Genomic DNA, 22482 nt, shown 5'->3' on the forward strand with positions numbered 1-22482 from the left:
TAAAAAACACCTGTTCTTGATGCTCGAAATTTAAAAACAGGTCACAGAATACACCTTGTAGGAATTTTCGTCGGTAATATTTGCATGTTGTCGATTATCGGTATTATATGAGCGATTATAAGACTTATATGCGTTAGATTTGCATACCCTAAATTCCTACTATGAAGATTTTTACCTATTTATCTCTATTCTTATACCTCAATATAACTTTTGCACAAGTTGGTATTGGAACTACTTCTCCAGCAGATGGTGCTGCATTAGATATTAGCACAAATGATCAAGGAATTCTTATTCCGAGAGTCGCCTTAACAGCTAATAATTCCTTATCGGCTATAAGTCTATCTGGCTCAACATTGACGGAAAGTACATTAGTCTATAATACCGCAACAGTTACTGGAGCAAACGCAGTAAAGCCAGGTTTTTATTATTGGAATGGTTCTAATAGATGGATTCCTCTCGGAGACGATTGGTCATTGTCTGGAAACAATATTAATGCAAGTGATTTTCTTGGAACGACAAATGCACAACCGCTAGTATTTAAAACCTCGAACAACACTAAATTTACAATTCCTGCTGGAACCAGCTCTCAGTCAAAAATTTTATCACAAGGGCTAGGGAGTGAATCGGCTCCTGTTTATAGTTTTGCGTCTAGTCCGAATTCGGGTATGTATATGCACAATGCAACTAATTTAAGCCTCAGTAGTGTTGGCAAACGCTTTATATCCTACGATAGCTTTGGAGCATCAGGAGGTCAAGTTACCATAAACCCCGATGGAGATCCAGATATAAATTTTCAAGTACGATCAGACAGCAATGTCATAATTTCAACCCATCCAACTAAAATAAATGTAGAAATTGGTGCCAACAATAATCCAGAATATGCATCACTTTCATTAGCTCGAAACGATCAAGGTTTTATGCCAAACCGAGTAATATTAAACAATCTTTCAAATTTTAGTCCGATAAATTCTGCTCCAGCAAATGGGTTATTAGTATGGAACAACTCTACATCCTCTGGTCCTGCTTCTGCAAATCCAAAAGGAATGTATTTTTGGGATTCCCGATGGAAAAGAATGCTAACTACCGATGACTTAGATCATGACTGGTACGAAGAAGGCACCACCACTCAACCTAATAATATTAACGATAATATTGTAACCAATGGTGCTGTAGGAATTGGCGACACATCGATAGATGCGAGCGCTACGCTTGAACTCACTGGAGCCAATAAAGGTCTTCTTGTAAATCGAGTAGCACTTACCAACGCATCGGTTGCTGCCCCAGTAACTTCTCCCGCAGATGGATTGCTGGTATATAATACCAATCGAAACTTATCTCCTGCAGGATATCGCAATGATGTTAGAGTAGGATTCTACGTATGGCAAAATGGGCGTTGGATCCCGCAAAAAAACGAAGACAGAAGTGCTCGTTTTGGAAACGCAGCAAATCGCACTAAAAATTTAAACGTAACAAGTGGTACCGAATTAGAATTATTCGAGTTTAATGAATGGAACGACGACTCTAATCTCTTTTCTGTTTCTGAAGGGCCTTCTGCTACAAGACTGACCATTAACGAAGATGGACGATATACTATTCATATTAATGTAACCATTGTCGCGATTACCACTAATCAAGACCTTCAACTAGACACTCAGCTTTTAATTAATAGAGGAGCAAATACACTATACCCAGGTTCTACGATTTCAAATAACTATATTAAAAACGTTAACAACATAAATACTTCAAGTATCATTATCAATGAAACAATAGAAATGCAATCTGGTGATCAGGTTTACATCTATGTAGAACGTGCTGGAAATAGTGGAACTGTACGCATGCGACCAGAAGCAGGCAGCAACTTTTTTACTATTAGTAAGGTTAAATAAACTAAACCTATCATTCATTTAAAACATTAAAAAGAATTTCCTAAACGAACGGAACAGCAATTTTTCTTCGGAAATAAAATATGATGGTTACCATTTACTGAAGCAAGTATCTTAAACCTTAACTTGATTACTTAAGTAAGCAATACATCTAGAAAACAATGAGAAACCAAATAAATTAATTATAGAAAAAAGGGCTGCCAATTGGCAGCCCTTTTTATTCGAGTATTAACCAATTATTGTTTAAGAACTCTTAATCCCTGCACAACACCAGCAGCTGTTGTAACATTCATAATATATTGTCCTGAACTTAGTGAAGATAACGGAACTCTAACCTCTCCTAGTTCTTGAAAATATACATTCATTATTTTTTGGCCTAACATATTGTAAAGAGATATTTCAGTGATTTGAGATTCTGATTTAACATGAATCACGTCTGTTACGGGATTATTAAATAAGATCGAAGCTTTTACTTTATCAAAACTTTCTACAGATAGGGTTACTTCTCCAAAATTCTGTGCATACATTTTTACTCCATCTCCTTTATCTTCAACAAATACAGCAACACTCTGCCCATCTACAAATTTTGTAAACTGCACTCTGCTTTTAGAAGCTTCAAACGTAGCTATAGGCGTAGTTGGTTCTTCAGAATTCACAAAATCTCCATTTGCATCTAATTCTACCGCGTGTAATGAAGTAGGGACTTCGCCAAGAGCACTTTCTTCAATTAAGAATAATGGGGTTCCATTTTTTAATTGCAGCTGCCCTTCATGTGTTTTCTGCTCCCCGATGGGAAACACAATTTTTGCAGTATCTGTAAGCAATCTTGCTCCAGAATCTTTATCAAACTTTTGCACAAACTCTCCAACTTCACTCTGACTAGTATTGGAGTAAGTGCAAATTGACCATATATGATCGGCACCTTCCGAAAAAGCAATGTCGGTATTCATTTCGAAATTAGTATTTGAAGTATCGAAATCGGATCCATTAATACCCCATGGTAATGTTCCATCCGCATTAATTCGTTGTAGGTAAGAATCAAATCTGTTATCGGCAACGCCAAAATAGCCCATATATACTACATCCCCATCCTGTACACCACGATAGGCTCTATTAAACGCAGTTTGCTTATTTGAAATTTGAGTTGCTTCGGTCCAAACTGAATTCCCGTCTACATCATATCGCTGAGCATATAAATTTGAGTTGATTCCTCCAATTAAAGCATGAAAAACGGCAATATATTCTCCGTTAGCTAATTCGAAGAAATTCCCAGGAGCGGTAGGACCCGAACTTAGTGCGATAGGCTGTGTATCTGCCCAAAGCGCTGTTCCTGTTTCGTCATATTTCTGCATCACAGCACCACTTGAAGCCAACCAACTTACAATTGCTCCTCCGGCACTCAAGGGTAAGACCGTAACTGAATAGCCGCTTCCTACATTCACACCATTTTCACCCCACAATTGATTTCCATCGGGATCTATTTTAAAAACGTAAGCGGGATTACCAGCACCTGTTCCAGTTAAACTGAGGTATAAATTATCTGCTTCATCAAGAGCCAAATTCCATTGTACTGTAAAAGTTGACATAGGGATTTGATCGCTAATTAACACTCCATCGGCGCCGAGTGTGCTATTTCCATCGGGATCTAAAATTTGCAAACGCAGCTCAAAATTTGTCGGTGCAGGTACCGTTTTCCAAGAAATTACATAAGTACTTCCGGCAGATGTACCAATGGATTGCATATCTGTTGCTTCAGATTCTGCCACTAAAGTATTAACATTGGTTTCATCGGTCCATTGTGCATAAGATGCACTTATAATAAATAGTGCAAAAAGTGTAAAAATTGTTTTCATATGTTTCATTTTATTTAGTTTTAGAATTATTGATTTCCTTCTTATCAAGTTCTTTAACGATTTTTTTTAATGCGTTTTTCTTATCCTTATTATGCTCTAAAAAATCGTCTAATGTGTTTTTAGGTTCTTTTTTCAATTTTTCAATTTTTAAAGTTCGAACGGTTCAAATATATTTAGCATTTAGAATGACACCTAAAATTTGACCCTTACAAAATCACTCATTCAGAAAAAAAAACCATAGCAAAACCACTCAAATAAACGCAATTATTTGATTTTAAGGCATTTATTAAATTTAAAAAAATTACTCTAATGAAGACAGGTAAAGTGAAAGATCGGTATTTTCATGTGTAAGTTCTAATTTTTTTCGAAGTCTGGTACGAGCATTTTCTACCGATTTTGAAGTCTGACCAGTAATTTGAGCAATTTCCTTTGACGTAAGATGTAATTTTAAGAGCGCACACAAACGTTTATCGCGTGGAGTAAGATCGGGATGTTTTTGTTTTAAATTTCGATAAAAAGATTCGTGAACTTGTTCAAAGCGCACTTCAAATTCATCCCATAAGTTGGTAGTCGTATCGCGCTTTAACCGTTTGGCAATATAGTCGATTGCCTGTTGTGTTTCCTTTTTTACCGCTTTCCGTTTAATATCTTTGAGGTCGGTCAATATTTCTTCGATAATTTCTGTACGGTGTATCTCTATCATTGCTTTACCTATAAGCTCTTTGTTCTTTAATTCTAGGTTTGTATCAAGTTCCTTTTGTTTAGCCTGTACTAATTGCTTTTCAAGTTCACTCCGCTTTAGTTTGTTTCTAAAGCGTATAAGTAACATTCCCAGAAATAATAATACCGCGAGTAAGCTTAATAAAATGATGTAATATTTAGAACGCTTTTTAGCCTCTTCAAGACTCTGCAACTTCTCTTTTGCTTTGTACTCTTCCTCAATTAGAAGTTTTTCAAGATTAACCCTCTTATCTTCTAGATTTAATGTATCCCGAATGGTGTTGTATTTTTCAAAATAAACAGATGCATCCTCATAACGGTCTATGTTCAGCAAAGCTTTGTACAACAAGCCGACAGATCGCTCATGTTCGAAACTATACGGAGCCACACTATCGTACAAAAGCATTGCCTTTTTTGCAAAATAGATAGAAGAATCGGAGTTAGATTGGTCTAAGTAATACTCAGAATACTCATTAAACAACCACGCCTTTGCTCTCACACTAACAGTTTGAGACAATGAATTTAGTGCTTTTTTAAAATGAAATTTTGCTGCTTCTTCATCTTCGTTACGGCTGTAACATCGTGCCAGATTCGTGTGTACATACACGTCAAGATTTTCATCATTAATGGTATCTGCCAATTGCAGCGATCGCTTAAAATAAACCAATGAGGAATCTATATTTTTCTCCAAATACAGCGTACCCATATTATTATAGATTCGTGCCAGATTAAGCGTATCCTTTTGTTGTTTCTGAAAAATTAATACTTTCCTAAAATACTTCAGTGCTGCTTCATCATTTTTAGTTCTGGCGTATACTATGGCAAGACTATTTTCTAATCGAAACCGTTCTGAAGCCGGTTGAAGTTTATAATAATCGTATGCTTTCAGATAATTTTTAAGTGCTATATCGAGGGCATCTTTAGAGGAATAAATGTCTCCGGTAGCTTTATAAAATGCTGCCATCACACTATCTGAAGCCGATTTCTTGGCGTGTTCTTCTGCTATTTCAATATAATTCCGTGCGCGTTCCCAGTTATCGTTCTTAAGTTCGAACGCAATTAAACTACTAATTCGTGCGCGTTCTCTTTCCGAAGTAGCCATAGAAAGACTATCCAATAATACGATTTCAGGCTGTTGCGCCCATGTACTTTGAAGTAATAAAAGAAAACAGAGTATTCGTAAAAGCATTATTTAAAATATAATACTACAAGATACAGCATTCTAATAATTCAGGATATTATTAATCTTAGCTTTTACTTTTTCTACGGAAGGGATCATCGTTTCTTCCAAGACCGAATTCAAAGGAATAGCCGGCATATTTTCTGAACCTATCAGCATGACTGGGGCATCCAGTTGCTGAAAACATTCTTCTTGAATACGACCTTGTAAACTTCTGCTAAATCCATTATCTGAAGGCTCTTCGGTTACCACCAAACATTTCCCACACTTTTTAACCGACTTAAATACTGTTTCATAATCCAACGGATGCAACGTTCTAAGATCCACCACTTCAATACGGTCCTGCATTCCCAATTCCGCAGAAGCATTCATCGCCCAATGCACTCCCATTCCGTAGGTAATAATTGAAAGGGTTTCTTCCGCTTCCTGTCCCCAGATCTCTTGTAATACCCAAGCTTTTCCAAAAGGAAGCATATAATCTTCAGAAGGCTCTATACTCGTTGCACCTTTGGTTCCTTTTACTTTACTCCAATACAAACCTTTGTGCTCAAAAATCACCACTGGATTCGGATCGTAATACGCAGCTTTCAACAGCCCTTTTAGATCGGCACCATTACTCGGATATGCAATTTTTAATCCTCTGATGTTGCTTACAATACTTTCTACGGAAGAAGAATGATACGGTCCCCCACTTCCATAAGCCCCAATAGGAACTCGTAAGATCATCGAAACGGGCCATTTTCCATTAGAAAGATAACAGCTTCGGCTTACTTCCGTAAACAACTGATTTAAACCAGGCCAGATATAATCGGCAAACTGAACTTCTACAATGGGTTTTAAGCCAACCGCACTCATTCCAACGGTTGATCCTACGATAAATGCTTCTTGTATAGGGGTATTAAAAACCCGGTTATCGCCAAATTTCTGTGCTAGCGTTGCAGCTTCTCTAAAAACACCTCCCAGACGACCGCCAACATCCTGTCCGTATAACAAACATTCTTTATGTTTTGCCATTAATTCTTCGATCGCGAACAACGCACAATCTACCATCACAACTTTTTCTCCTCCTTTAGGAGATCGTTCTCCCACTTCTTCCGTTATTGGAGTAGGTGCAAAATCGTGCGTAAAGAGATCTTCAGGTTTTGGGTCTGCTGCTTTTAATGCCTTGTCTAGTGCTGCTTTGACTTCCTTTTCAGTTTTAGCCTCGATTTCTGAAAGTTGTTTTTCAGTAAAATCATTTTTCAGTAGTAACGCTTTTAATTTCGGATACGGATCTCGACTTCTTGCTTCTTCTAGATCATCGCGATAAAACTCCATACGTACTCCCGATGTGTGGTGGTTTAACAAAGGAACCTTTGCATGTATTAAAAAAGGACGTCGTTCGGCACGAATGGTTTCTATTACTTTTTTTACCGTATGAAAACTTTGTTCGAAATCGGTTCCATCGATCGAAATGGCTTCAAGACCGTGAAATCCGGCGGCATATTCGTATGCATTCTGAGCTCTTGTTTCTGCTTCATTCGCACTAATATCCCACCCGTTATCTTGCACGAGATATAATATTGGAAGTTGTTTTAAGGCCGCCATCTGAAATGCTTCGGCAATTTCCCCTTCGGTCACAGAGGCATCTCCTAAGGAACAAACCGAAATGGGTAAATTTGATTCTTCGCTATCGAATTCAGAATTCATAGATTCTTTGTACCACATTCCCATAGCCACACCAGTCGCTGGTATTGCCTGCATTCCTGTAGCACTACTCTGATGCGGAATTTTTGGCTTATCATCATCCCGTAAACTGGGATGCGAATAATACGTACGGCCCGCAGAGAATGGATCGTCTTTTTTAGCCAGCACCTGAAGCATAAGTTCGTACGGAGTCATTCCAATCGACAATAACATCGCATCGTCTCTATAATAGGGAAACATATAGTCCTGAGGCTGCAATTGCATTCCTACAGCAGTTTGAATTACCTCATGACCGCGCGAAGTGGCATGTACATACTTAGAAACCACTTTAAAGTTCGCTTCATAAATCTCGGTCATCGCCTTCGCAGTCACCAGATTTTTAAAGGCTTTTTTTAATGTCTCTTTGGTTATATTTTTTTTCATTTTTTTTGTTTTTCTCCTCCCCTTGGATAGGGAAGTCGGGAACGGATGTTTTACAATGTCTAATAGTAACATCCCCCCAGCCCTCTTTCAAAGAGGAAATCACTTTATTTAAATGCTCCGTTTCCCATCAAACTGCTCTAGGTGATCGGCAATTTTCCGAAGAAATGAACCTGCCAGATAACCATCAACAATACGGTGATCGAACGACAAGGATAAATACATCATGTGCCGGATTTCGATCGTATCGCCATCTTCCCGCTCCATCACCTCAGCACGCTTTTTTATAATTCCAGTTGCCAGAATAGCGGCTTCCGGTTGATTAATAATTGGGGTTCCCATTAAACTTCCAAAAGTACCTACGTTACTAATGGTAAATGTGCTGCCTTTGGTATCGTCCCCTTTCAGTTTATTTTCTCTGGCTTTAGACACCAATTCATTGGTACTTTCAGCCAACTCTTTAAGATTTTTTTTATCGGCATTTCGAACCACCGGAACGATTAAGTTTCCACTGGGTAATGCAGTTGCCATTCCAATATTGATATCGTCTTTTACAATAATATTCGTTCCATCGAGTGAAGAGTTGATCATCGGAAACTCTTTGATGGCTCTCGCAACCGCCTCTATAAACAAAGGGGTAAAAGTTAGTTTTTCATTGTACTTTTTCTGAAACGCCACTTTATTTGCATTTCGCCAAGTAACCATATCGGTTAAATCTGCTTCAACGTACGCCGTCACATGAGGTGCGGTGGTCGCACTAAATACCATATGATCTGAGATCATTTGTCGCATGCGATCCATCTCGACGATCTTTCCTTTTCCTTTATCAAATTTGAGGTCGGGTATTTTAAATCCGTTGTTTTCTGAAACCACTTGTGCAAACTGAAACGGACGCCCTTCCTTGATATAATTCACGACATCGCTTTTTCGCAAACGACCTTCATTTCCTGTACCTTGAATTCGTGCAAGCTCTTCGTAACTAATATGATGTTTTCGAGCCATGCTATCCACAAGAGGAGAAATAAACACATGCTCATTTATAGCATTCGCTGATATGGATTTCGTAGTGGTTGCCGCTTTTTTCTTCGGAAGGGATTTCTTTTTACCAGATTCACCCGTGGATTGCTGGGTCGTTTTTTCTGAAGTTTGAGTACCCGCATTAGCCACCTTATCTGAAAGTTCCAATAAAGCAATTACATCTCCTACCGGAACCACATCTTTCGCTCTTACTTTATGCTCGAGCATCGTTCCTGCTGAAGGTGCCGGTACTTCATTGTCTACTTTATCGGTTGCCACTTCTACTAGAATATCCCCTTCTTCGAAAGAATCACCTTCTTGAACCAACCAATTAATGATGGTTCCTTCGGTAATACTCTCACCCATTTTGGGCATTTTAAATTCAGTACGCGTAGCAGCCGAAGTAGTACTAGTCTTACTTGATTTTGTATCTGACATCTCGTCTTTTCTCGTTATTCTTTATTGTTTGTTTTCATTTCCTGCAACGTCTTGTAAAAATCTTCTTGTACAGGTCTGTGCTTCGGAAGCTTACGCAACGGCTCCACTTCTTGTAAACTTTCATGACAATCTGAAGGCAATTGTTGGTACAATTTTGTTCCGGCCGTTTTCCATGCGATCATCTCTTCTGAAACCTCTTTAATCGCTTTCGCCGGATTCCCAACAATCAACTGACGCTTCAGAAATACCGTTTCTGCTTTTACAAATGCCATCGCCCCTACAATACACTCTTCTCCTATTTCAGCATCATCCATGATCACGCTATTCATTCCGATAAGGCAATTACGTCCTAAATTTGCTCCGTGAATAATCGCTCCATGCCCTACATGTGCTCCCTCTTTCAAGACAATCGATTTCCCCGGAAACATATGTACCGTACAATTTTCCTGCACATTTACTCCATCTTCCAAAATAATCTCACCCCAATCGCCGCGAATTGCAGCCCCGGGACCAACATAACAATTTTTGCCAATAATCACATTCCCCGTAACAGCCGCAAGCGGATGCACAAAACTTGATTCGTGAATTACTGGTATGTGTCCTTTAAAAGAGTATATCATTTTAGTAAACTTCTGGCAGAACATCCCCACCCATCCTCCCCTTCCAAGAGGAGGTGTTACAAGTCTCCCTTTGAAGGGAGATTTAGAGGGATGTTCAAGCTCATATATTATTTAAACCGCTTCAATGTTTCTTTTGTAAATTCACTAAGTACTAGTTTTCCGCTAATCACAGCTCTTTCGGCTAGCAATGTATCCCAATCTTCGGTACCACGCCACATGATCTTTTTCATTTCTTTCATGGCTTCCGGATTGTACTTGCAAAGGTTTTCAGCAAATGCTTGAACCGCTACATCCAATGCTTCGGTTGATTCGTGGACACTTGCGTACAATCCTTTTTGTCGCGCCCATTCGGCATCGTAAAAACTATTCGCATCGATGGCTATTTGTGACATTCCACTAAGTCCTAATTTGCGTTCTACCGCAGGTCCTACAACGAAGGGTCCGATACCGATATTCAATTCACTTAGTTTAATCGCTGCAAATTTTGTCGCCATACAATAATCGGTTGCTGAAGCTACTCCAACGCCACCTCCAACGGTTTTACCCTGAATACGACCAATAATAAACTTGGGACATTTACGCATCGCATTAATCACGTTCGCAAAACCACTAAAAAAGACTTTTCCAGTTTCTGCATCGTTGATATTGATCAATTCTTTAAAGCTGGCTCCGGCACAAAAAGTACGTTCTCCACCACTTTTTAGGACAATTACTTTTACGGCTTCATTTTCACCAGCTTCCGTGATCGTATTCGCTAGTTTTGCCAGAATATCTCCAGGCAGGCTGTTGTGCGCTGGATGAAAAAATTCGATCGTTGCTATTCCGTTTTCTATATTTTGTTTTACGTAAGGTGCTGTCATGGTTACTTCCCGCGAAGGGGAATCTTTTTAATTATTAAACTTTGCTTCAGTTCCTAATTTGGGAATTTTGATCAATTTAGTCCAATAGCCCAAATTGCTCAAAATGATGATTTAAATGCTTTCGTTCGAGCAAATACCACTCGAATTTATCTAATTCTCCAAAAACTATATTGTTTAGTTTTGATTCAGGATTTTCTTTAAAATACCTCATATATTCTATTCTTGCTTCCAGAAATTTCGTTTTAGCGGTGTCGAGATCAGGATGCTGTAAGTCTGCCAGAATTCCCTTTTCTAATAACGGAAAATTGGTGTTCTTCGGAAAAGGCTCGTAATTGTATAATGATTCGTACGTTTTCTGAAGGTATTTCTCGGGCGTAGCAACATCGAAATCCTGTAATTCTCCCGAAGCGATTCGGTAGGTTTGTTCTAAGTGTTCGATCATGTGCTGCGCGGTTAACACACCCCATTTTGGTTTTGTATCTTCAGTAAGGCGACTTAGGCATTTCTTAATAGTTTCCGAAGTCATTTCAGTAAAAACCGTTTGCTTTTTCTGAACCATCGTTAAGATCGTTGCCACCGCGAGCAACTCCTGTTCTTTCTCCTCTTCTGAAGAATGTTCGTCTATAGTTGCATCGAACACCTCAACATACCACTTCACGATTCCTGAAGGTAATTCGGCACCTCGTTGATCGCGATCTATTTTTTGTTTACACGTTAATCGTACATACACCGTGTCGTTGTGATACACAGGTCGTAAGAATCTGCATTCTTCTAATCCGTAGTTTGCTGCTACCGGACCTTTATTGGGATAAACAAATAATCCTGCTGCCGCTGCAATGATAAAATAACCATGGGCGGTTCGCTTTTCGAAAATGCTTCCGTCAAGGGAGGTAATGTCGGTATGTGCATAAAAATGATCCCACGTAAGGTTTCCGAAGTTAATAATATCGGTATCGGTGATGGTACGATTATGGGTTTTAAGTGACATTCCTGGTTGGATATCTTCCCAATGATAGGCGAACGGGTGATCTTCCGTATTTTTGTAGGCTGCTTTCGGTTGGTAAATACCCGTAACTTCCGTCAAAGTCGTTGGCGACCCCTGAATTGCACAGCGTTGTAAATAATGTTTAATACCACGCATTCCTCCCATTTCTTCTCCACCACCGGCACGTCCCGGTCCACCGTGAATTAAATTAGGCAATGGCGAACCATGACCGGTGCTTTGCTTGGCGCTTTCTCGATTCAGAATTAAAATACGTCCATGATGGGTTGCTGCTGAAATAGTGTACTCTTTTGCGATGGCATTGTCGTTTGTCACGATCGAACTTACCAAAGAACCTTTTCCCATTTTTGAAAGTTGAATGGCTTCTTCTAAAGAATCGTACGGCATTAACGTGCTTACGGGGCCAAATGCTTCAGTAATATGTGCTGCTTCATTTTGTAACGGATTGTCTTCCCTTAGCAAAATAGGTTTCATAAACGCTCCTTTCGTTGCATCTGCACCAATGGTTTTTGCTGTTTCGAAATCACCATACACAATCTCGGCAGATTTGCTGATCTTTTCAATTTGTTCTTTTACTGAATTTCGCTGAGCATCATTTACCAATGCCCCCATGCGCACCTCTTTTAATCGGGGATCACCAATGGTCACTTTATCGAGTTGCTTTCCGAGGGCGATCTGTACATCTTCAATGAGCTTAGCGGGCACAATAATTCTTCGAATCGCAGTACATTTTTGTCCGCACTTTACTGTCATTTCGTTTCGAACTTCTTTAATAAAAAGGTCAAATTCTGGTGTCCCAGGTACTGCATCTTCTCCTAAAATAGCGGCATTAAGAGAGTCGGCTTCCATGGTGAATGGCACCGATTCTTCAATAAGCCTTGGATGTTGTTTTAGTATTCTTCCTGTGCTGGCAGACCCTGTAAAGGTGACCACGTCTTGCGATTCAACAGTATCTAAAATATTTTTAGCGGTACCGCTAATAAGTTGCAAAGAACCTTCCGGCAGGATTCCGGAGGCTATTATTTCTTTTACAACGGCTTCCGTTAAATAAGCTGTTTGAGGTGCAGGTAGCACTACTGCGGGCATTCCTGCCATCCAATTTACAGCGCATTTTTCAAGCATTCCCCAGACAGGGAAGTTAAAAGCGTTGATATGTACAGCAACTCCTTCGCGGGGCACCATGATATGATGTGCCATAAACCGCCCTCCACGGGAAAGATCGATCGGGTCGCCTTCAACGTGATACGACTGATTGGGAAACAGTTTCCGAAGGGATGCATTGGCAAAAAGATTACCGAAGCCTCCTTCAATATCAACCCAACTATCGATCTTGGTGGCACCTGTTCTATAACTGATTTCGTAAAATTGTTGCTTTCGTTTTGTAAGGTATAGTGCGAGGCTTTTAATCCTGTTTCCACGCTCCTGGAATGTCATATTACGAAGTGCATTTCCCTGTGTGCGTCCGTATTGTAATATTTCCGGGATGTCGAGTCCTTCGGTAGTTACACTTGTAAAATGTTCACCGGTTACCGAGTCTAAAATCGGACTTCCTTCACCCTTACCATCTGTCCATTGTCCTAATACGTAGTGTTGTGTTTTTTGCATCGTTTCTCTGCGCTTGCTTGCCTTTAATGTTCTCTTTCGGAACCGTATAAGGCATTATTTAATATTTTATAATTTTTTCTAAACCGTCAATAATTTTATTCATTTCTGAAACAGTCAATGTACCTATTTTTACTTTTAATCTTTCTTTAGCGAGTGAGCGAATATGGATAGGCATTGCTTCACTCTTTTTTGAAAGTCCGTTTTTTTTGTTTGGATTCAGAATTAAGTTGTTATGATATTTCTTGAGCTTGGTAGTAAACGGAACCACAATTACTGTATTAAGATTCGTGTTCGCCAGATCTCCTGAAATAATTACAGCTGGACGCCTACCTGATTGTTCACTACCAAGTGTAGGATCTAAAAACACCTCATACACATCCCCTTTTTTCATTCTTTATCTGCTTCATTCAACATTCGGCAATATGTTTCCATTCCTTCCTCTGCCATAGCCAACATATCTGGATCGTTCGCCATTTTTTTATACGATTTTGCATAAGCGGCTCTGTCTAATTGCTCTAAATATATACTTAGAGCTCTCTCTATTATTTTATTTTTTGGAAGCTTAAGGTCTTTAGCTGCCTGCGCTAATTGATCTAATACTTCGTCTGGTAAAGAAGATGTAAATGTTGCCATAATATATTTATAAAATGTAAATATAATAAATGTGTATGTAATTTACATTCGTTGCCTTTTAGCTATTCATATTCTCAATAATCGCAGCATATCCTTGTCCTACACCCACACACATCGTGATTAAGGCGTATTTTTTATTTTGTTCTTTTAATTCCAACGCTGCCGAATATGCCAATCGTGCACCAGTAACACCTAGCGGATGACCTATAGCGATGGATCCACCATTGGGATTAATTCTCGGGTCGTCATCCTGCAACCCCCACTCACGAATACACGCTAATGCCTGCGATGCGAATGCCTCATTAAGTTCGATTACGTCCATATCTTTCATTGTTAAGCCTGCTTTTTCTAACGCTTTGTTAGAAGCTGCTACGGGACCAATTCCCATAATTCTGGGTTCCACCCCTACTACGGCAGAACTTACAATTCGCGCTAACGGGTTTAGATTATATTTCTTAACGGCTTCTTCGGAAGCAATGATCGTAGCTGCGGCTCCATCATTCAATCCAGAACTATTACCCGCGGTAACACTCCCGTCTTTTTTAAAAGCAGGGCGTAATTTTCCTAAAATTTCTTTTGTAGTACCGGGTTTTATAAACTCATCATCTTTAAAAATGATGGGGTCTTTTTTACGTTGTGGGATTTCAACCGGTATGATCTCTTTGGCTAGACGTCCGTTTTTTTGGGCTTCAGAAGCTTTCATCTGACTGTGATACGCAAAGGCATCTTGATCTTCACGAGTAATATTGTGTTTTTCTACCAGATTTTCGGCTGTATTCCCCATGCCGTCGGTACCATACATGTCGTGCATTTTTTGGTTAACGAATCTCCATCCGAAACTGCTATCGTACATTTTGGCATCTGTTCCGAAGGCACTTGAAGGCTTTGCTATTACATAGGGGCCTCTCGTCATGTTCTCAACACCACCAGAAATAAATAGCTCTCCGTCCCCAGCTTTGATGGCTCGGTTCGCATGAATAATCGCTGATAACCCACTGCTGCATAGTCTATTCACGGTTTCTCCCGGTACCGTAAATGGCAATCCTGCCAGTAATGAACACATTCGTGCAACATTCCGATTGTCTTCTCCGGCTTGATTGGCGCATCCCATGATCACATCGTCATAAGCTTCTTTTGGGATATTCGGATTTCTTTTAACAATTTCAGAAATCACTAGTGCGCCCAAATCGTCTGTACGAATGGTACTTAAAGATCCTTTGTAATTCCCGATTGGAGTTCGTATTCCGTCTACTATATATGCTTGTTTCATAATTGTATTTTTAAATTAACGAATGACGACTTGAAATAATAACATCGACATTTGCCATCGTATTTTTTTATTCTTCCCAGTCTTTGCCTGTTCTGTAGGCGACACCTTTAAATAATGCTACCAGTTCTTCCCCTCTTTTTACCTCTACAATATTAAATCCGACCTTCGTTTTTTGCAGATCCAGCGTCGCTTCTGCTGTAAGGTAATCTCCTTCTTCCAACGCTTCAATGTGATTGATCGAAGTGTCGATAGAGACAGCGTATTTTCCGTGCGTATTGGCAGAGAATCCGAAAGCGGTATCGGCAAGTGCATAACTTATTCCTCCGTGAGCTTTTCCCATACTATTCAGCATTTCGTTGCGAATGGTCATACCGACTTTACACCGGCCCCGTTCGCATTCGAGAATTTCGATGCCCAACCATTGGCTAAACGCATCTTGTGAGAGCATTTTGTACGGAATTGCTTCAGGCTTAAGGTGTGCGGTCTGAGGTTTAAGATTTTTCATTTCTAATTATTAATTCTTTTTAAAAAAAGCTTTGAGTTAATATCACAGCTTATCCCTAAAAAATGTCTCATTATTTGCATTCATTCTTCGTAACAACGGACTGCATCGATACCGCTCTTCATGATATTCATTATAGAGTGCATCCAATATTTCGACGCACCAATCGATTCCTTTTTCGTTTGCCCATGCTAATAATCCTTTTGGATAATTAACGCCTTTGGTCATTGCATTATCGATATCCTCTTCGGAAGCGACTTGCCAAAATAACGCGTCGGCTGCTTCATTAATGAGCATGACCAACACCCGATCGAAGATCTTTTGTGCCAGCGCCACATCTTCTTTAGGTTGCGGTTTGCTTGCCTTTTCAGAATAATCATAATATCCTTTCCCACTTTTTCTCCCTAAATATCCAGCTTCGGCAAAGCGTTTTTGGGTAAATGCAGGCTTGTATCTGGGGTCGTAATAAAAAGCTTCGAAAACAGTTTCGGTCACTACATAATTTACATCATTTCCAATAAAATCCATCAATTCAAAGGGGCCCATTCTAAATCCTCCCAGCCGTTTCATCGCCCAGTCTATGGTAGCAAAATCGGCGATTCCTTCTTCATAGATACGAAGCGATTCTCCATAGAAAGGGCGCGCTACGCGATTTACAATAAACCCTGGAGTATCTTTAGCAAGGGCAACGGTTTTGCCCCAATTCTTAATATTTTCTGCTGTTTTGCGTCGCACTTTATCGGAAGTTTGAATGGCAGGAATTACTTCCACCAACTTCATTAATGGTGCTGGATTAAAGAAATGTATTCCGATACAACGACTCGGTTTTTTTAGTGCAGAAGCAATCGATGCGATAGAAAGTGATGACGTATTTGATGCAATAATTGTTTTTTTAGACACATAGCTTTCGAGTTCTTGAAAGACTTTCTTTTTAATTTCTATGTTCTCAACAATGGCTTCGATGGTTAGTTCTGAATCGCTTAAGTCCTTTAAAGAAGATACATACTGAATGTTCGATTGGATCCTGGACTTTTCTGCTTCGTCGATACGGCCTTTTTCTATCAACCGATTTAATATTTTTTTTAAAGACGTTTTGGCTTTGTCGAGTGCTTCGGTATTTGCATCGTATAACTTTACCGCACATCCTGCAGTAGCAGCTACTTGTGCAATGCCGCTTCCCATAGTTCCAGAGCCAATAATTCCTACTTTATGAATCATAATTAGTTTCCTTTAAATTCTGGTTTTCTTTTTGCTACGAACGCTGAAACCCCTTCTTGGTAATCTTCGCTTTGTGCGGATTCGATTTGCAGTTTCGATTCTAACTCCAATTGTGCATTAAAATCGTTCGACATGGATTGGTTTAATAACTGCTTGGTAAGCCCCAACGCTTTGGTGGGCATGTTTGCAAGAGTTAACGCGGTTGTATGTACAACTTCTTCGAACGTTTCTACGGAAGCTACTTTGTATACCATACCCATTTTTTCTGCTTCGGAAGCAGTTACTTTATCGCCTAACATCATAAGGGCAGAGGCCTTCTGAAACCCTATTAACCGTGGAAGAAAGAAGGTTCCTCCACTGTCGGGAATTAACCCTATTTTACTGAATGCTTGAATAAAACTCGCCGCTTCTGAAGCAATTACCACATCACAGGCTAAAGCGATGTTTGCTCCTGCTCCGGCTGCCACTCCATTTACGCCTGCAATCACCGGTTTTTTGATGGTACGAATTCGTTGTACAATGGGATTGTAATGGTCGTCGAGAATTTGTTGAAATCCGAAATCGATATCGGGATCGGTAATTTCGCCGATGTCTTGTCCGGCACAAAAAGCTTTTCCGTTCCCAATAATTATTATGGCCCGAACTTCGCTGTTCTTTTCACAGGCATCTAATGCATCTTGCAATAAAAACGCCATTTCACGATTAAAACTATTAAACTTATCGGGTCTGTTTAAAGTGAGGGTTGCTACCTTATTTTCTATGTGGGTGGTAATGCTTTTCATGGTTGTTGTTCTTGTTAATAGTTTTCTTTTGCGTTAGGGATTGAGGCTTTGTTGGAGCTCTTTACTGAAGCCGTGAGGCGAAAGTGAAAGCGACTGCCGAAAGCCCGACCTTCTTATTTCATTTCAGAAATAAGATGGTAACGCCCTTGTTATTTTAAACATTTAAAATAGTCGAAAGGTTCTTGGCAATCGTCGCACTTGAATAATGCTTTACACGCCGTGGAACCAAACTGACTGACCAAATGGGTGTTGGTGCTTCCGCAATTGGTACATTTTACTAATTTTTTTTGTCCGAGCAATACGTCTTTATCGGCTGTTTCTGAAAGCGGTCTGGCAATGCCATATTCTTCCATTTTCTGAAGCCCTTCTTCACTGATCCAATCGGTAGACCATGCGGGTGCAAGGACCAACTCAACATTAACTTCTTTTCCAATTGTTGCAAAGGCAGCTTTTAGATCGTCGCTAATCACGTCCATCGCAGGACAACCGGAATACGTTGGGGTTAATTTAATTTGAATGATTCCGTCCTTTTCGACGGCTTCGCGAATTACCCCAAGGTCTAATACCGTAAGCACTGGAATTTCGGGATCGCTTACGGTTTCCAATGTTGGAATTAAATGTGATTCGATATTTAAACTTTCAATATTCAATTCTCAATGTTCAATGTTCAATGTTCAATGTCAATAAATTATTTTTTTGCTTTTGCTGTTTGAATGCTTTTTGAAAATATCGCTACAAGTTGTTTACATTCATTTAGTACAGACTCGGCTTTTGTTATCTCGGTAAGTAAGTTAGCTTTTATTTGAATTTTTAAGTTTACTCTAGATTCTTTTAATTCTTTTAAAACGATTCCCATTTTATGAATAAAATCCTTTGATGATTCGGCACCCTGAACTTCTCCATAATTCAGCGCTGCAGCAGTAGATGACCTTATAAGTTGTTTACTCAAATGATCGAGTGCATAGCTTTTGTTAGTTCTCATAAACAAGTTTATACATTCCACAGCGAAATTGATAAGTCGTTCCTCTAAATCGAATTTCCTTTCCATATCTATGAATATTATGCATTGAGAGTTGAGAATTGAGAATTCATTACCACGTCATATTTGGGTAGGTGCGCTGCATGTATTGCAGGTCTGCGAGAAGGTAACCCATATGTTCGCTGTGAATTCCTTTCTTTCCACCTCTGGTAAAGTACTTGCTCTCGGGAATTTGAATATTCGCTTCTTTTAATACCTCGGAAACTTCTTCGTAATAGGCGGCTTTTAATTTTGAAACATCAACTGCAACACCCTCGTTAATCATTTTTTGGTCGGCTTCCAGTATATCGAATAATTCGTCGGTAAAGCGCCACAGGGCATCGATTGCTTCCTGAATTTTCTGATTGCTTTCTGAAGTACCATCCCCTAAACGTTTTACCCAGTCTGAAGAAAAGCGTTTGTGGTAACTCACTTCCTTAATCCCCTTATTTGCTATTGCTGCCAGATTAAGATCTTTGCTGTTCTGAAGCTGTTGCATGATCATATAATGATAAACATCGAATAGAAATTGACGTGCGATTACAAATCCGAAGTGCGTATTGGGTTGCTCAACGAGCAGCACATTTTTGTATTCGCGTTCTAACCGGAGAAAAGCGATACTGTCCTCTGTAGCATCCTCTCCTTTAATCTTCGCTGCATATTGGTAATAGCTTCTAGTTTGCCCCAACAGATCGAGCGAAATATTGGTGAGTGCAATATCGGTTTCAAGGGTGGGGCCGTGACCACACAATTCACCGAGGCGTTGCGCCAATATTAGAGAATTGTCTGCGACTCCCAAAATGTAGTTATATAGATTGTTATTCATGAAGTTGAAATTGAAGTTGAAGTTGAAATTCTTATTTAATGTTTTTAATTCTTGTTACAATAATTCGTATTAGTTGATCATTCTCATCTTTTAAAGGAATTAAATTTTCTTTTGAAAATAAATTTGCTTTGGATTGAATGTTCAAGTTCCTCAAACTCTCCCTTAATTCTTTCAAGCAGATTCTCAACTTATTGGCTTTATCTCTACTTGTTCCTGCTCCTAAAGCCTCTCCGTAATTTAACGGCTACGAGCAAGAAGACCTTATAATTGTTTAGCTAAATACTCTCCTGCAAAACTCTGTGGCTTTTTACTGTAAAGTATAATTATTGAAGCAGCAAAATTCTCCAATCGGTCACTTAAATCAAATTTCTTAGCCTCCATAATTTTCAACTTCGATTTAGAATTCAGGTTCAAGTATATATTACATGTGTTTTACATCATCTGGTAGTTCGTAGAATGTAGGATGTCTGTACACCTTATCCTGTGCTGGTTCGAATAACTCACCATTATCATCTGGATTTGAGGCCGTAATATTTTTACTTTCCACGACCCAAATACTTACACCTTCGTTTCGTCTGGTGTAAACATCTCTTGCATTTTCCAACGCCATTTCAGCATCGGAAGCATGCAAGCTACCAAAATGCCGGTGTTCGAGTCCGTTTTTACTACGAACAAATATTTCCCAAAGTGGCCAGTTCTTTTTCATAATTCAGATTATATTGCTTCTTTTAAATTCTTTTGTTTCTTTTCGGCATGTGCCATGGCAGCGTCTCGTACCCAAGCTCCGTTTTCCCAAGCGTCAACGCGCGCCTTCATACGTTCTTTATTACAAGGACCATGACCTTTCACTACTTGCCAGAACTCATCCCAATCGATTTCTCCAAAGTCGTAATGTCCTGTTTCTTCGTTCCATTTTAAGTCTGGATCTGGAATAGTTAATCCAAGAATATCTGCTTGTGGCACGGTCTGATCGATAAATTGTTGTCGCAGCTCATCGTTCGACTTTCGTTTCAGTTTCCATTTCATGGATTGCTCGGTATGAACCGATTCTGCATCGGTAGGTCCCAACATCATCAAACTCGGCCACCACCACCGATTTAACGCATCTTGCGCCATTTCTTTTTGTTCTTCACTTCCTTTACAAAGCGTAAGCATGATTTCGTATCCTTGTCGTTGGTGAAAGCTTTCTTCTTTACACACACGCACCATCGCACGGGCATAGGGTCCGAATGATGTATTACATAGCGGCACTTGATTGATAATAGCAGCACCATCGACCAACCAGCCAATCGCTCCCATGTCTGCCCAAGTGACTGTAGGGTAATTAAAAATAGAAGAGTATTTGGCTTTTCCGCTATGGAGTTGTTCAAATAGCTCGTCTCTTGAAACCCCTAATGTTTCACAGGCAGAATACAGGTATAATCCATGTCCAGCTTCATCCTGTACTTTCGCAAGTAGCGCTGCTTTTCTACGAAGCGAAGGAGCTCTGGTGATCCAGTTTCCTTCTGGAAGCATTCCCACAATTTCAGAGTGGGCGTGCTGTGACATCTGACGGATGTGTGTTTTCCTATATTTCTCAGGCATCCAATCTTTCGGTTCTATTTTTTCATCACGTGCAATACGTGCTTCAAAAATCTCTTCTAATTTTTTAACTTCATGTTCGCTCATAATTTTTTGCTTTAAGCGTTAGGCGATAAGCCCAATGCTATTAGACATCAAAATCTACTGTTACTTTATTGGAAGTAGGTACTGCCTGGCAACTTAATACAAAGTTTTGAGCCACCTCTTTTTCTTCTAAAGCATAATTTATTTTCATTTCTACCGCTCCATCAACTACTTGACACTTACAGGTACTACATACGCCCCCTTTACAGGCAAAAGGAAGGTCGGCTCCTGCTCCAAGTGCCGCATCTAAAATATTATCATAATCTTTGGTCATGGTGAACTGGAATTCTTTCCCGCCATCCACGATGGTTACTTCTACTCCTTCAACATTTTGCTTCGCCAGTCGTTCTGCTCTTTTTTTATCTTCTTCGGAAAGTCCGGTGACAAATAATTCGAAATGAATTAATTCTTTTGGCAAGCCGGCTTTCACCAAATAATCACTTACATAGTTTACCATCGATTCGGGACCACAAAGAAATACTTCACTGGTATCGGGAATATCGATAAATGTATTTGTAAGCACCTTCATCTTCTCATCATCGAAGCGGCCGTTTAGTAATTCGATATCGCGGCGTTCTTTTGTGAGGAAATAATATATTTCGAAACGCCCAAAATAGGTGTTTCGAAGCTGTTCCAGTGCTTCTTTAAAGATAATGGATTTTGCTGTTCTATTCACATAAAACAGCTTACAAGTTGCATTCGGCTCTGCGGCGAGATGTGTTTTAATCATTGATAAAACTGGAGTGATTCCACTCCCCGCTGCGAAGAACAGATAATTTTTATGTGTGTCGGGATTCACCTCAACTCCAAAAGCACCACTAGGCGCCATCACTTCCAATGTATCTCCTTTTTTAAGGGTTGTATTCACATAACTGGAAAATTTACCTTCTGGGATTAATTTTACCGCAACTTGCCATTCGTTATCCAACGGACTTGAACATAAACTATAAGAACGCCTAATGTCTTCGCCGTTAATATCTGCTTTTAAAGTAAGGTGTTGCCCTTGTCTAAAATGAAAATCTGATGTCGCTTCCTCGGGAACATCGAATGTAATCACCGAGCAATCGTCGGTCTCTTTGTAAATGTCTTTAACCTTAATTTTATAGAATGTAGCCACTTGATTTTTGTCGTATTTTAAACACAAAACTAACGATTGTTAGTTAGAATTGCAAGTATTAATTTATTCTGTTAAAACACCCCCTCTAGCTCCCCCTCAATGGGGAGGATTTAACTCTCCCCCTCCCCTCGAGGGGAGGGCTGGGGTGGGGTGTTCATATACTCTT

The 22482-nt window shown here is 39.6% G+C and carries 22 protein-coding genes; 1 reads left to right on the top strand and 21 read right to left on the bottom strand.

All coding sequences use genetic code 11. The annotated features are described in order from the left end of the window. Positions 1 to 161 precede the first annotated feature (161 nt). Positions 162 to 1886, top strand: coding sequence for a hypothetical protein (locus ULVI_RS02795; protein WP_068589535.1), 1725 nt, complete (start codon positions 162 to 164; stop codon positions 1884 to 1886). Positions 1887 to 2119: 233 nt separating this feature from the next. Here ULVI_RS02795 and ULVI_RS02800 read toward each other — a convergent pair whose 3' ends face one another. The 21 genes from ULVI_RS02800 to ULVI_RS02895 form a co-directional block, all read right to left on the bottom strand. Continuing rightward, the gene (locus ULVI_RS02800) at positions 2120 to 3736 is read right to left on the bottom strand and encodes a T9SS type A sorting domain-containing protein (protein WP_197463472.1); all 1617 of its coding nucleotides are present in this window, start codon (positions 3734 to 3736) and stop codon (positions 2120 to 2122) included. 10 nt (positions 3737 to 3746) lie between these two features. Then, the gene (locus ULVI_RS15725; RefSeq protein WP_262485576.1) at positions 3747 to 3872 is read right to left on the bottom strand and encodes a hypothetical protein; all 126 of its coding nucleotides are present in this window, start codon (positions 3870 to 3872) and stop codon (positions 3747 to 3749) included. Between the two features lie 165 nt (positions 3873 to 4037). Further along, a complete protein-coding gene (locus ULVI_RS02805) occupies positions 4038 to 5645 on the bottom strand; it encodes a tetratricopeptide repeat protein (RefSeq protein ID WP_068589541.1) in 1608 nt (535 codons plus the stop codon). 33 nt (positions 5646 to 5678) lie between these two features. Beyond that, positions 5679 to 7745, bottom strand: coding sequence for an alpha-ketoacid dehydrogenase subunit alpha/beta (locus ULVI_RS02810; protein WP_068589544.1), 2067 nt, complete (start codon positions 7743 to 7745; stop codon positions 5679 to 5681). A 108-nt stretch (positions 7746 to 7853) separates the two neighbouring features. Beyond that, a complete protein-coding gene (locus tag ULVI_RS02815) occupies positions 7854 to 9197 on the bottom strand; it encodes a dihydrolipoamide acetyltransferase family protein (RefSeq protein ID WP_241780947.1) in 1344 nt (447 codons plus the stop codon). A gap of 14 nt (positions 9198 to 9211) precedes the next feature. Further along, on the bottom strand, positions 9212 to 9817 hold the full coding sequence (locus ULVI_RS02820) for an acyltransferase (protein ID WP_068589547.1): 606 nt from the start codon (positions 9815 to 9817) through the stop codon (positions 9212 to 9214). A gap of 107 nt (positions 9818 to 9924) precedes the next feature. Further along, positions 9925 to 10677, bottom strand: coding sequence for an enoyl-CoA hydratase/isomerase family protein (locus ULVI_RS02825; RefSeq protein WP_068589550.1), 753 nt, complete (start codon positions 10675 to 10677; stop codon positions 9925 to 9927). A 76-nt stretch (positions 10678 to 10753) separates the two neighbouring features. After that, positions 10754 to 13285 carry a phenylacetic acid degradation bifunctional protein PaaZ gene (gene paaZ / locus ULVI_RS02830; protein ID WP_068589552.1) on the bottom strand — a complete coding sequence of 844 codons (2532 nt, stop codon included), beginning with the start codon at positions 13283 to 13285 and terminating at the stop codon, positions 10754 to 10756. Positions 13286 to 13343: 58 nt separating this feature from the next. Then, complete coding sequence (locus ULVI_RS02835; RefSeq protein WP_068589555.1) at positions 13344 to 13676, bottom strand: type II toxin-antitoxin system PemK/MazF family toxin; 333 nt, start codon at positions 13674 to 13676, stop codon at positions 13344 to 13346. Then, positions 13673 to 13918, bottom strand: a complete 246-nt coding sequence (locus ULVI_RS02840; protein WP_068589557.1) for a ribbon-helix-helix protein, CopG family — start codon at positions 13916 to 13918, stop codon at positions 13673 to 13675. Before ULVI_RS02840 ends, ULVI_RS02835 begins: the two co-directional genes overlap by 4 nt. A 58-nt stretch (positions 13919 to 13976) precedes the next feature. Next, complete coding sequence (gene pcaF, locus ULVI_RS02845) at positions 13977 to 15188, bottom strand: 3-oxoadipyl-CoA thiolase (RefSeq protein ID WP_068589561.1); 1212 nt, start codon at positions 15186 to 15188, stop codon at positions 13977 to 13979. A 67-nt stretch (positions 15189 to 15255) separates the two neighbouring features. Beyond that, the gene (locus ULVI_RS02850; RefSeq protein WP_068589564.1) at positions 15256 to 15693 is read right to left on the bottom strand and encodes a PaaI family thioesterase; all 438 of its coding nucleotides are present in this window, start codon (positions 15691 to 15693) and stop codon (positions 15256 to 15258) included. A 42-nt stretch (positions 15694 to 15735) separates the two neighbouring features. After that, positions 15736 to 16908 carry a 3-hydroxyacyl-CoA dehydrogenase NAD-binding domain-containing protein gene (locus tag ULVI_RS02855; RefSeq protein WP_068589567.1) on the bottom strand — a complete coding sequence of 391 codons (1173 nt, stop codon included), beginning with the start codon at positions 16906 to 16908 and terminating at the stop codon, positions 15736 to 15738. Positions 16909 to 16910: 2 nt separating this feature from the next. Further along, the gene (locus tag ULVI_RS02860; protein ID WP_068589570.1) at positions 16911 to 17690 is read right to left on the bottom strand and encodes an enoyl-CoA hydratase-related protein; all 780 of its coding nucleotides are present in this window, start codon (positions 17688 to 17690) and stop codon (positions 16911 to 16913) included. Between the two features lie 149 nt (positions 17691 to 17839). Further along, on the bottom strand, positions 17840 to 18340 hold the full coding sequence (gene paaD, locus ULVI_RS02865; RefSeq protein ID WP_068589573.1) for a 1,2-phenylacetyl-CoA epoxidase subunit PaaD: 501 nt from the start codon (positions 18338 to 18340) through the stop codon (positions 17840 to 17842). Between the two features lie 38 nt (positions 18341 to 18378). Continuing rightward, on the bottom strand, positions 18379 to 18738 hold the full coding sequence (locus ULVI_RS02870; RefSeq protein WP_068589576.1) for a four helix bundle protein: 360 nt from the start codon (positions 18736 to 18738) through the stop codon (positions 18379 to 18381). A 43-nt stretch (positions 18739 to 18781) separates the two neighbouring features. Then, complete coding sequence (gene paaC / locus ULVI_RS02875) at positions 18782 to 19534, bottom strand: 1,2-phenylacetyl-CoA epoxidase subunit PaaC (protein ID WP_068589579.1); 753 nt, start codon at positions 19532 to 19534, stop codon at positions 18782 to 18784. 31 nt (positions 19535 to 19565) lie between these two features. After that, entirely contained in the window at positions 19566 to 19721 is a 156-nt protein-coding gene (locus ULVI_RS15635; protein WP_241780949.1) for a four helix bundle protein, read from the bottom strand. A 234-nt stretch (positions 19722 to 19955) separates the two neighbouring features. Continuing rightward, positions 19956 to 20240 (bottom strand): 1,2-phenylacetyl-CoA epoxidase subunit PaaB, encoded by a 285-nt coding sequence (paaB, locus tag ULVI_RS02885; RefSeq protein ID WP_068589581.1) that lies wholly within the window; start codon positions 20238 to 20240, stop codon positions 19956 to 19958. An 8-nt stretch (positions 20241 to 20248) separates the two neighbouring features. After that, the gene (gene paaA, locus ULVI_RS02890; protein WP_068589584.1) at positions 20249 to 21202 is read right to left on the bottom strand and encodes a 1,2-phenylacetyl-CoA epoxidase subunit PaaA; all 954 of its coding nucleotides are present in this window, start codon (positions 21200 to 21202) and stop codon (positions 20249 to 20251) included. Between the two features lie 40 nt (positions 21203 to 21242). Further along, positions 21243 to 22316, bottom strand: a complete 1074-nt coding sequence (locus ULVI_RS02895; protein ID WP_068589590.1) for a 2Fe-2S iron-sulfur cluster-binding protein — start codon at positions 22314 to 22316, stop codon at positions 21243 to 21245. Between the last annotated feature and the right edge of the window lie 166 nt (positions 22317 to 22482).

It is taken from the genome of Cochleicola gelatinilyticus (genome assembly GCF_001637325.1).
GTDB classification, from domain to species: Bacteria; Bacteroidota; Bacteroidia; order Flavobacteriales; family Flavobacteriaceae; genus Cochleicola; species Cochleicola gelatinilyticus.

Coding starts and splice junctions, on each gene's coding strand:
- ULVI_RS02795 (WP_068589535.1), top strand. CDS start 162: ATGAAGATTTTTACCTATTTATCTCTATTCTTATACCTCAATATAACT.
- ULVI_RS02800 (WP_197463472.1), bottom strand. CDS start 3,736: ATGAAAACAATTTTTACACTTTTTGCACTATTTATTATAAGTGCATCT.
- ULVI_RS02805 (WP_068589541.1), bottom strand. CDS start 5,645: ATGCTTTTACGAATACTCTGTTTTCTTTTATTACTTCAAAGTACATGG.
- ULVI_RS02810 (WP_068589544.1), bottom strand. CDS start 7,745: ATGAAAAAAAATATAACCAAAGAGACATTAAAAAAAGCCTTTAAAAAT.
- ULVI_RS02815 (WP_241780947.1), bottom strand. CDS start 9,197: ATGTCAGATACAAAATCAAGTAAGACTAGTACTACTTCGGCTGCTACG.
- ULVI_RS02820 (WP_068589547.1), bottom strand. CDS start 9,817: ATGATATACTCTTTTAAAGGACACATACCAGTAATTCACGAATCAAGT.
- ULVI_RS02825 (WP_068589550.1), bottom strand. CDS start 10,677: ATGACAGCACCTTACGTAAAACAAAATATAGAAAACGGAATAGCAACG.
- paaZ (WP_068589552.1), bottom strand. CDS start 13,285: ATGCAAAAAACACAACACTACGTATTAGGACAATGGACAGATGGTAAG.
- ULVI_RS02835 (WP_068589555.1), bottom strand. CDS start 13,676: ATGAAAAAAGGGGATGTGTATGAGGTGTTTTTAGATCCTACACTTGGT.
- ULVI_RS02840 (WP_068589557.1), bottom strand. CDS start 13,918: ATGGCAACATTTACATCTTCTTTACCAGACGAAGTATTAGATCAATTA.
- pcaF (WP_068589561.1), bottom strand. CDS start 15,188: ATGAAACAAGCATATATAGTAGACGGAATACGAACTCCAATCGGGAAT.
- ULVI_RS02850 (WP_068589564.1), bottom strand. CDS start 15,693: ATGAAAAATCTTAAACCTCAGACCGCACACCTTAAGCCTGAAGCAATT.
- ULVI_RS02855 (WP_068589567.1), bottom strand. CDS start 16,908: ATGATTCATAAAGTAGGAATTATTGGCTCTGGAACTATGGGAAGCGGC.
- ULVI_RS02860 (WP_068589570.1), bottom strand. CDS start 17,690: ATGAAAAGCATTACCACCCACATAGAAAATAAGGTAGCAACCCTCACT.
- ULVI_RS02870 (WP_068589576.1), bottom strand. CDS start 18,738: ATGGAAAGGAAATTCGATTTAGAGGAACGACTTATCAATTTCGCTGTG.
- paaC (WP_068589579.1), bottom strand. CDS start 19,534: ATGAATAACAATCTATATAACTACATTTTGGGAGTCGCAGACAATTCT.
- paaB (WP_068589581.1), bottom strand. CDS start 20,240: ATGAAAAAGAACTGGCCACTTTGGGAAATATTTGTTCGTAGTAAAAAC.
- paaA (WP_068589584.1), bottom strand. CDS start 21,202: ATGAGCGAACATGAAGTTAAAAAATTAGAAGAGATTTTTGAAGCACGT.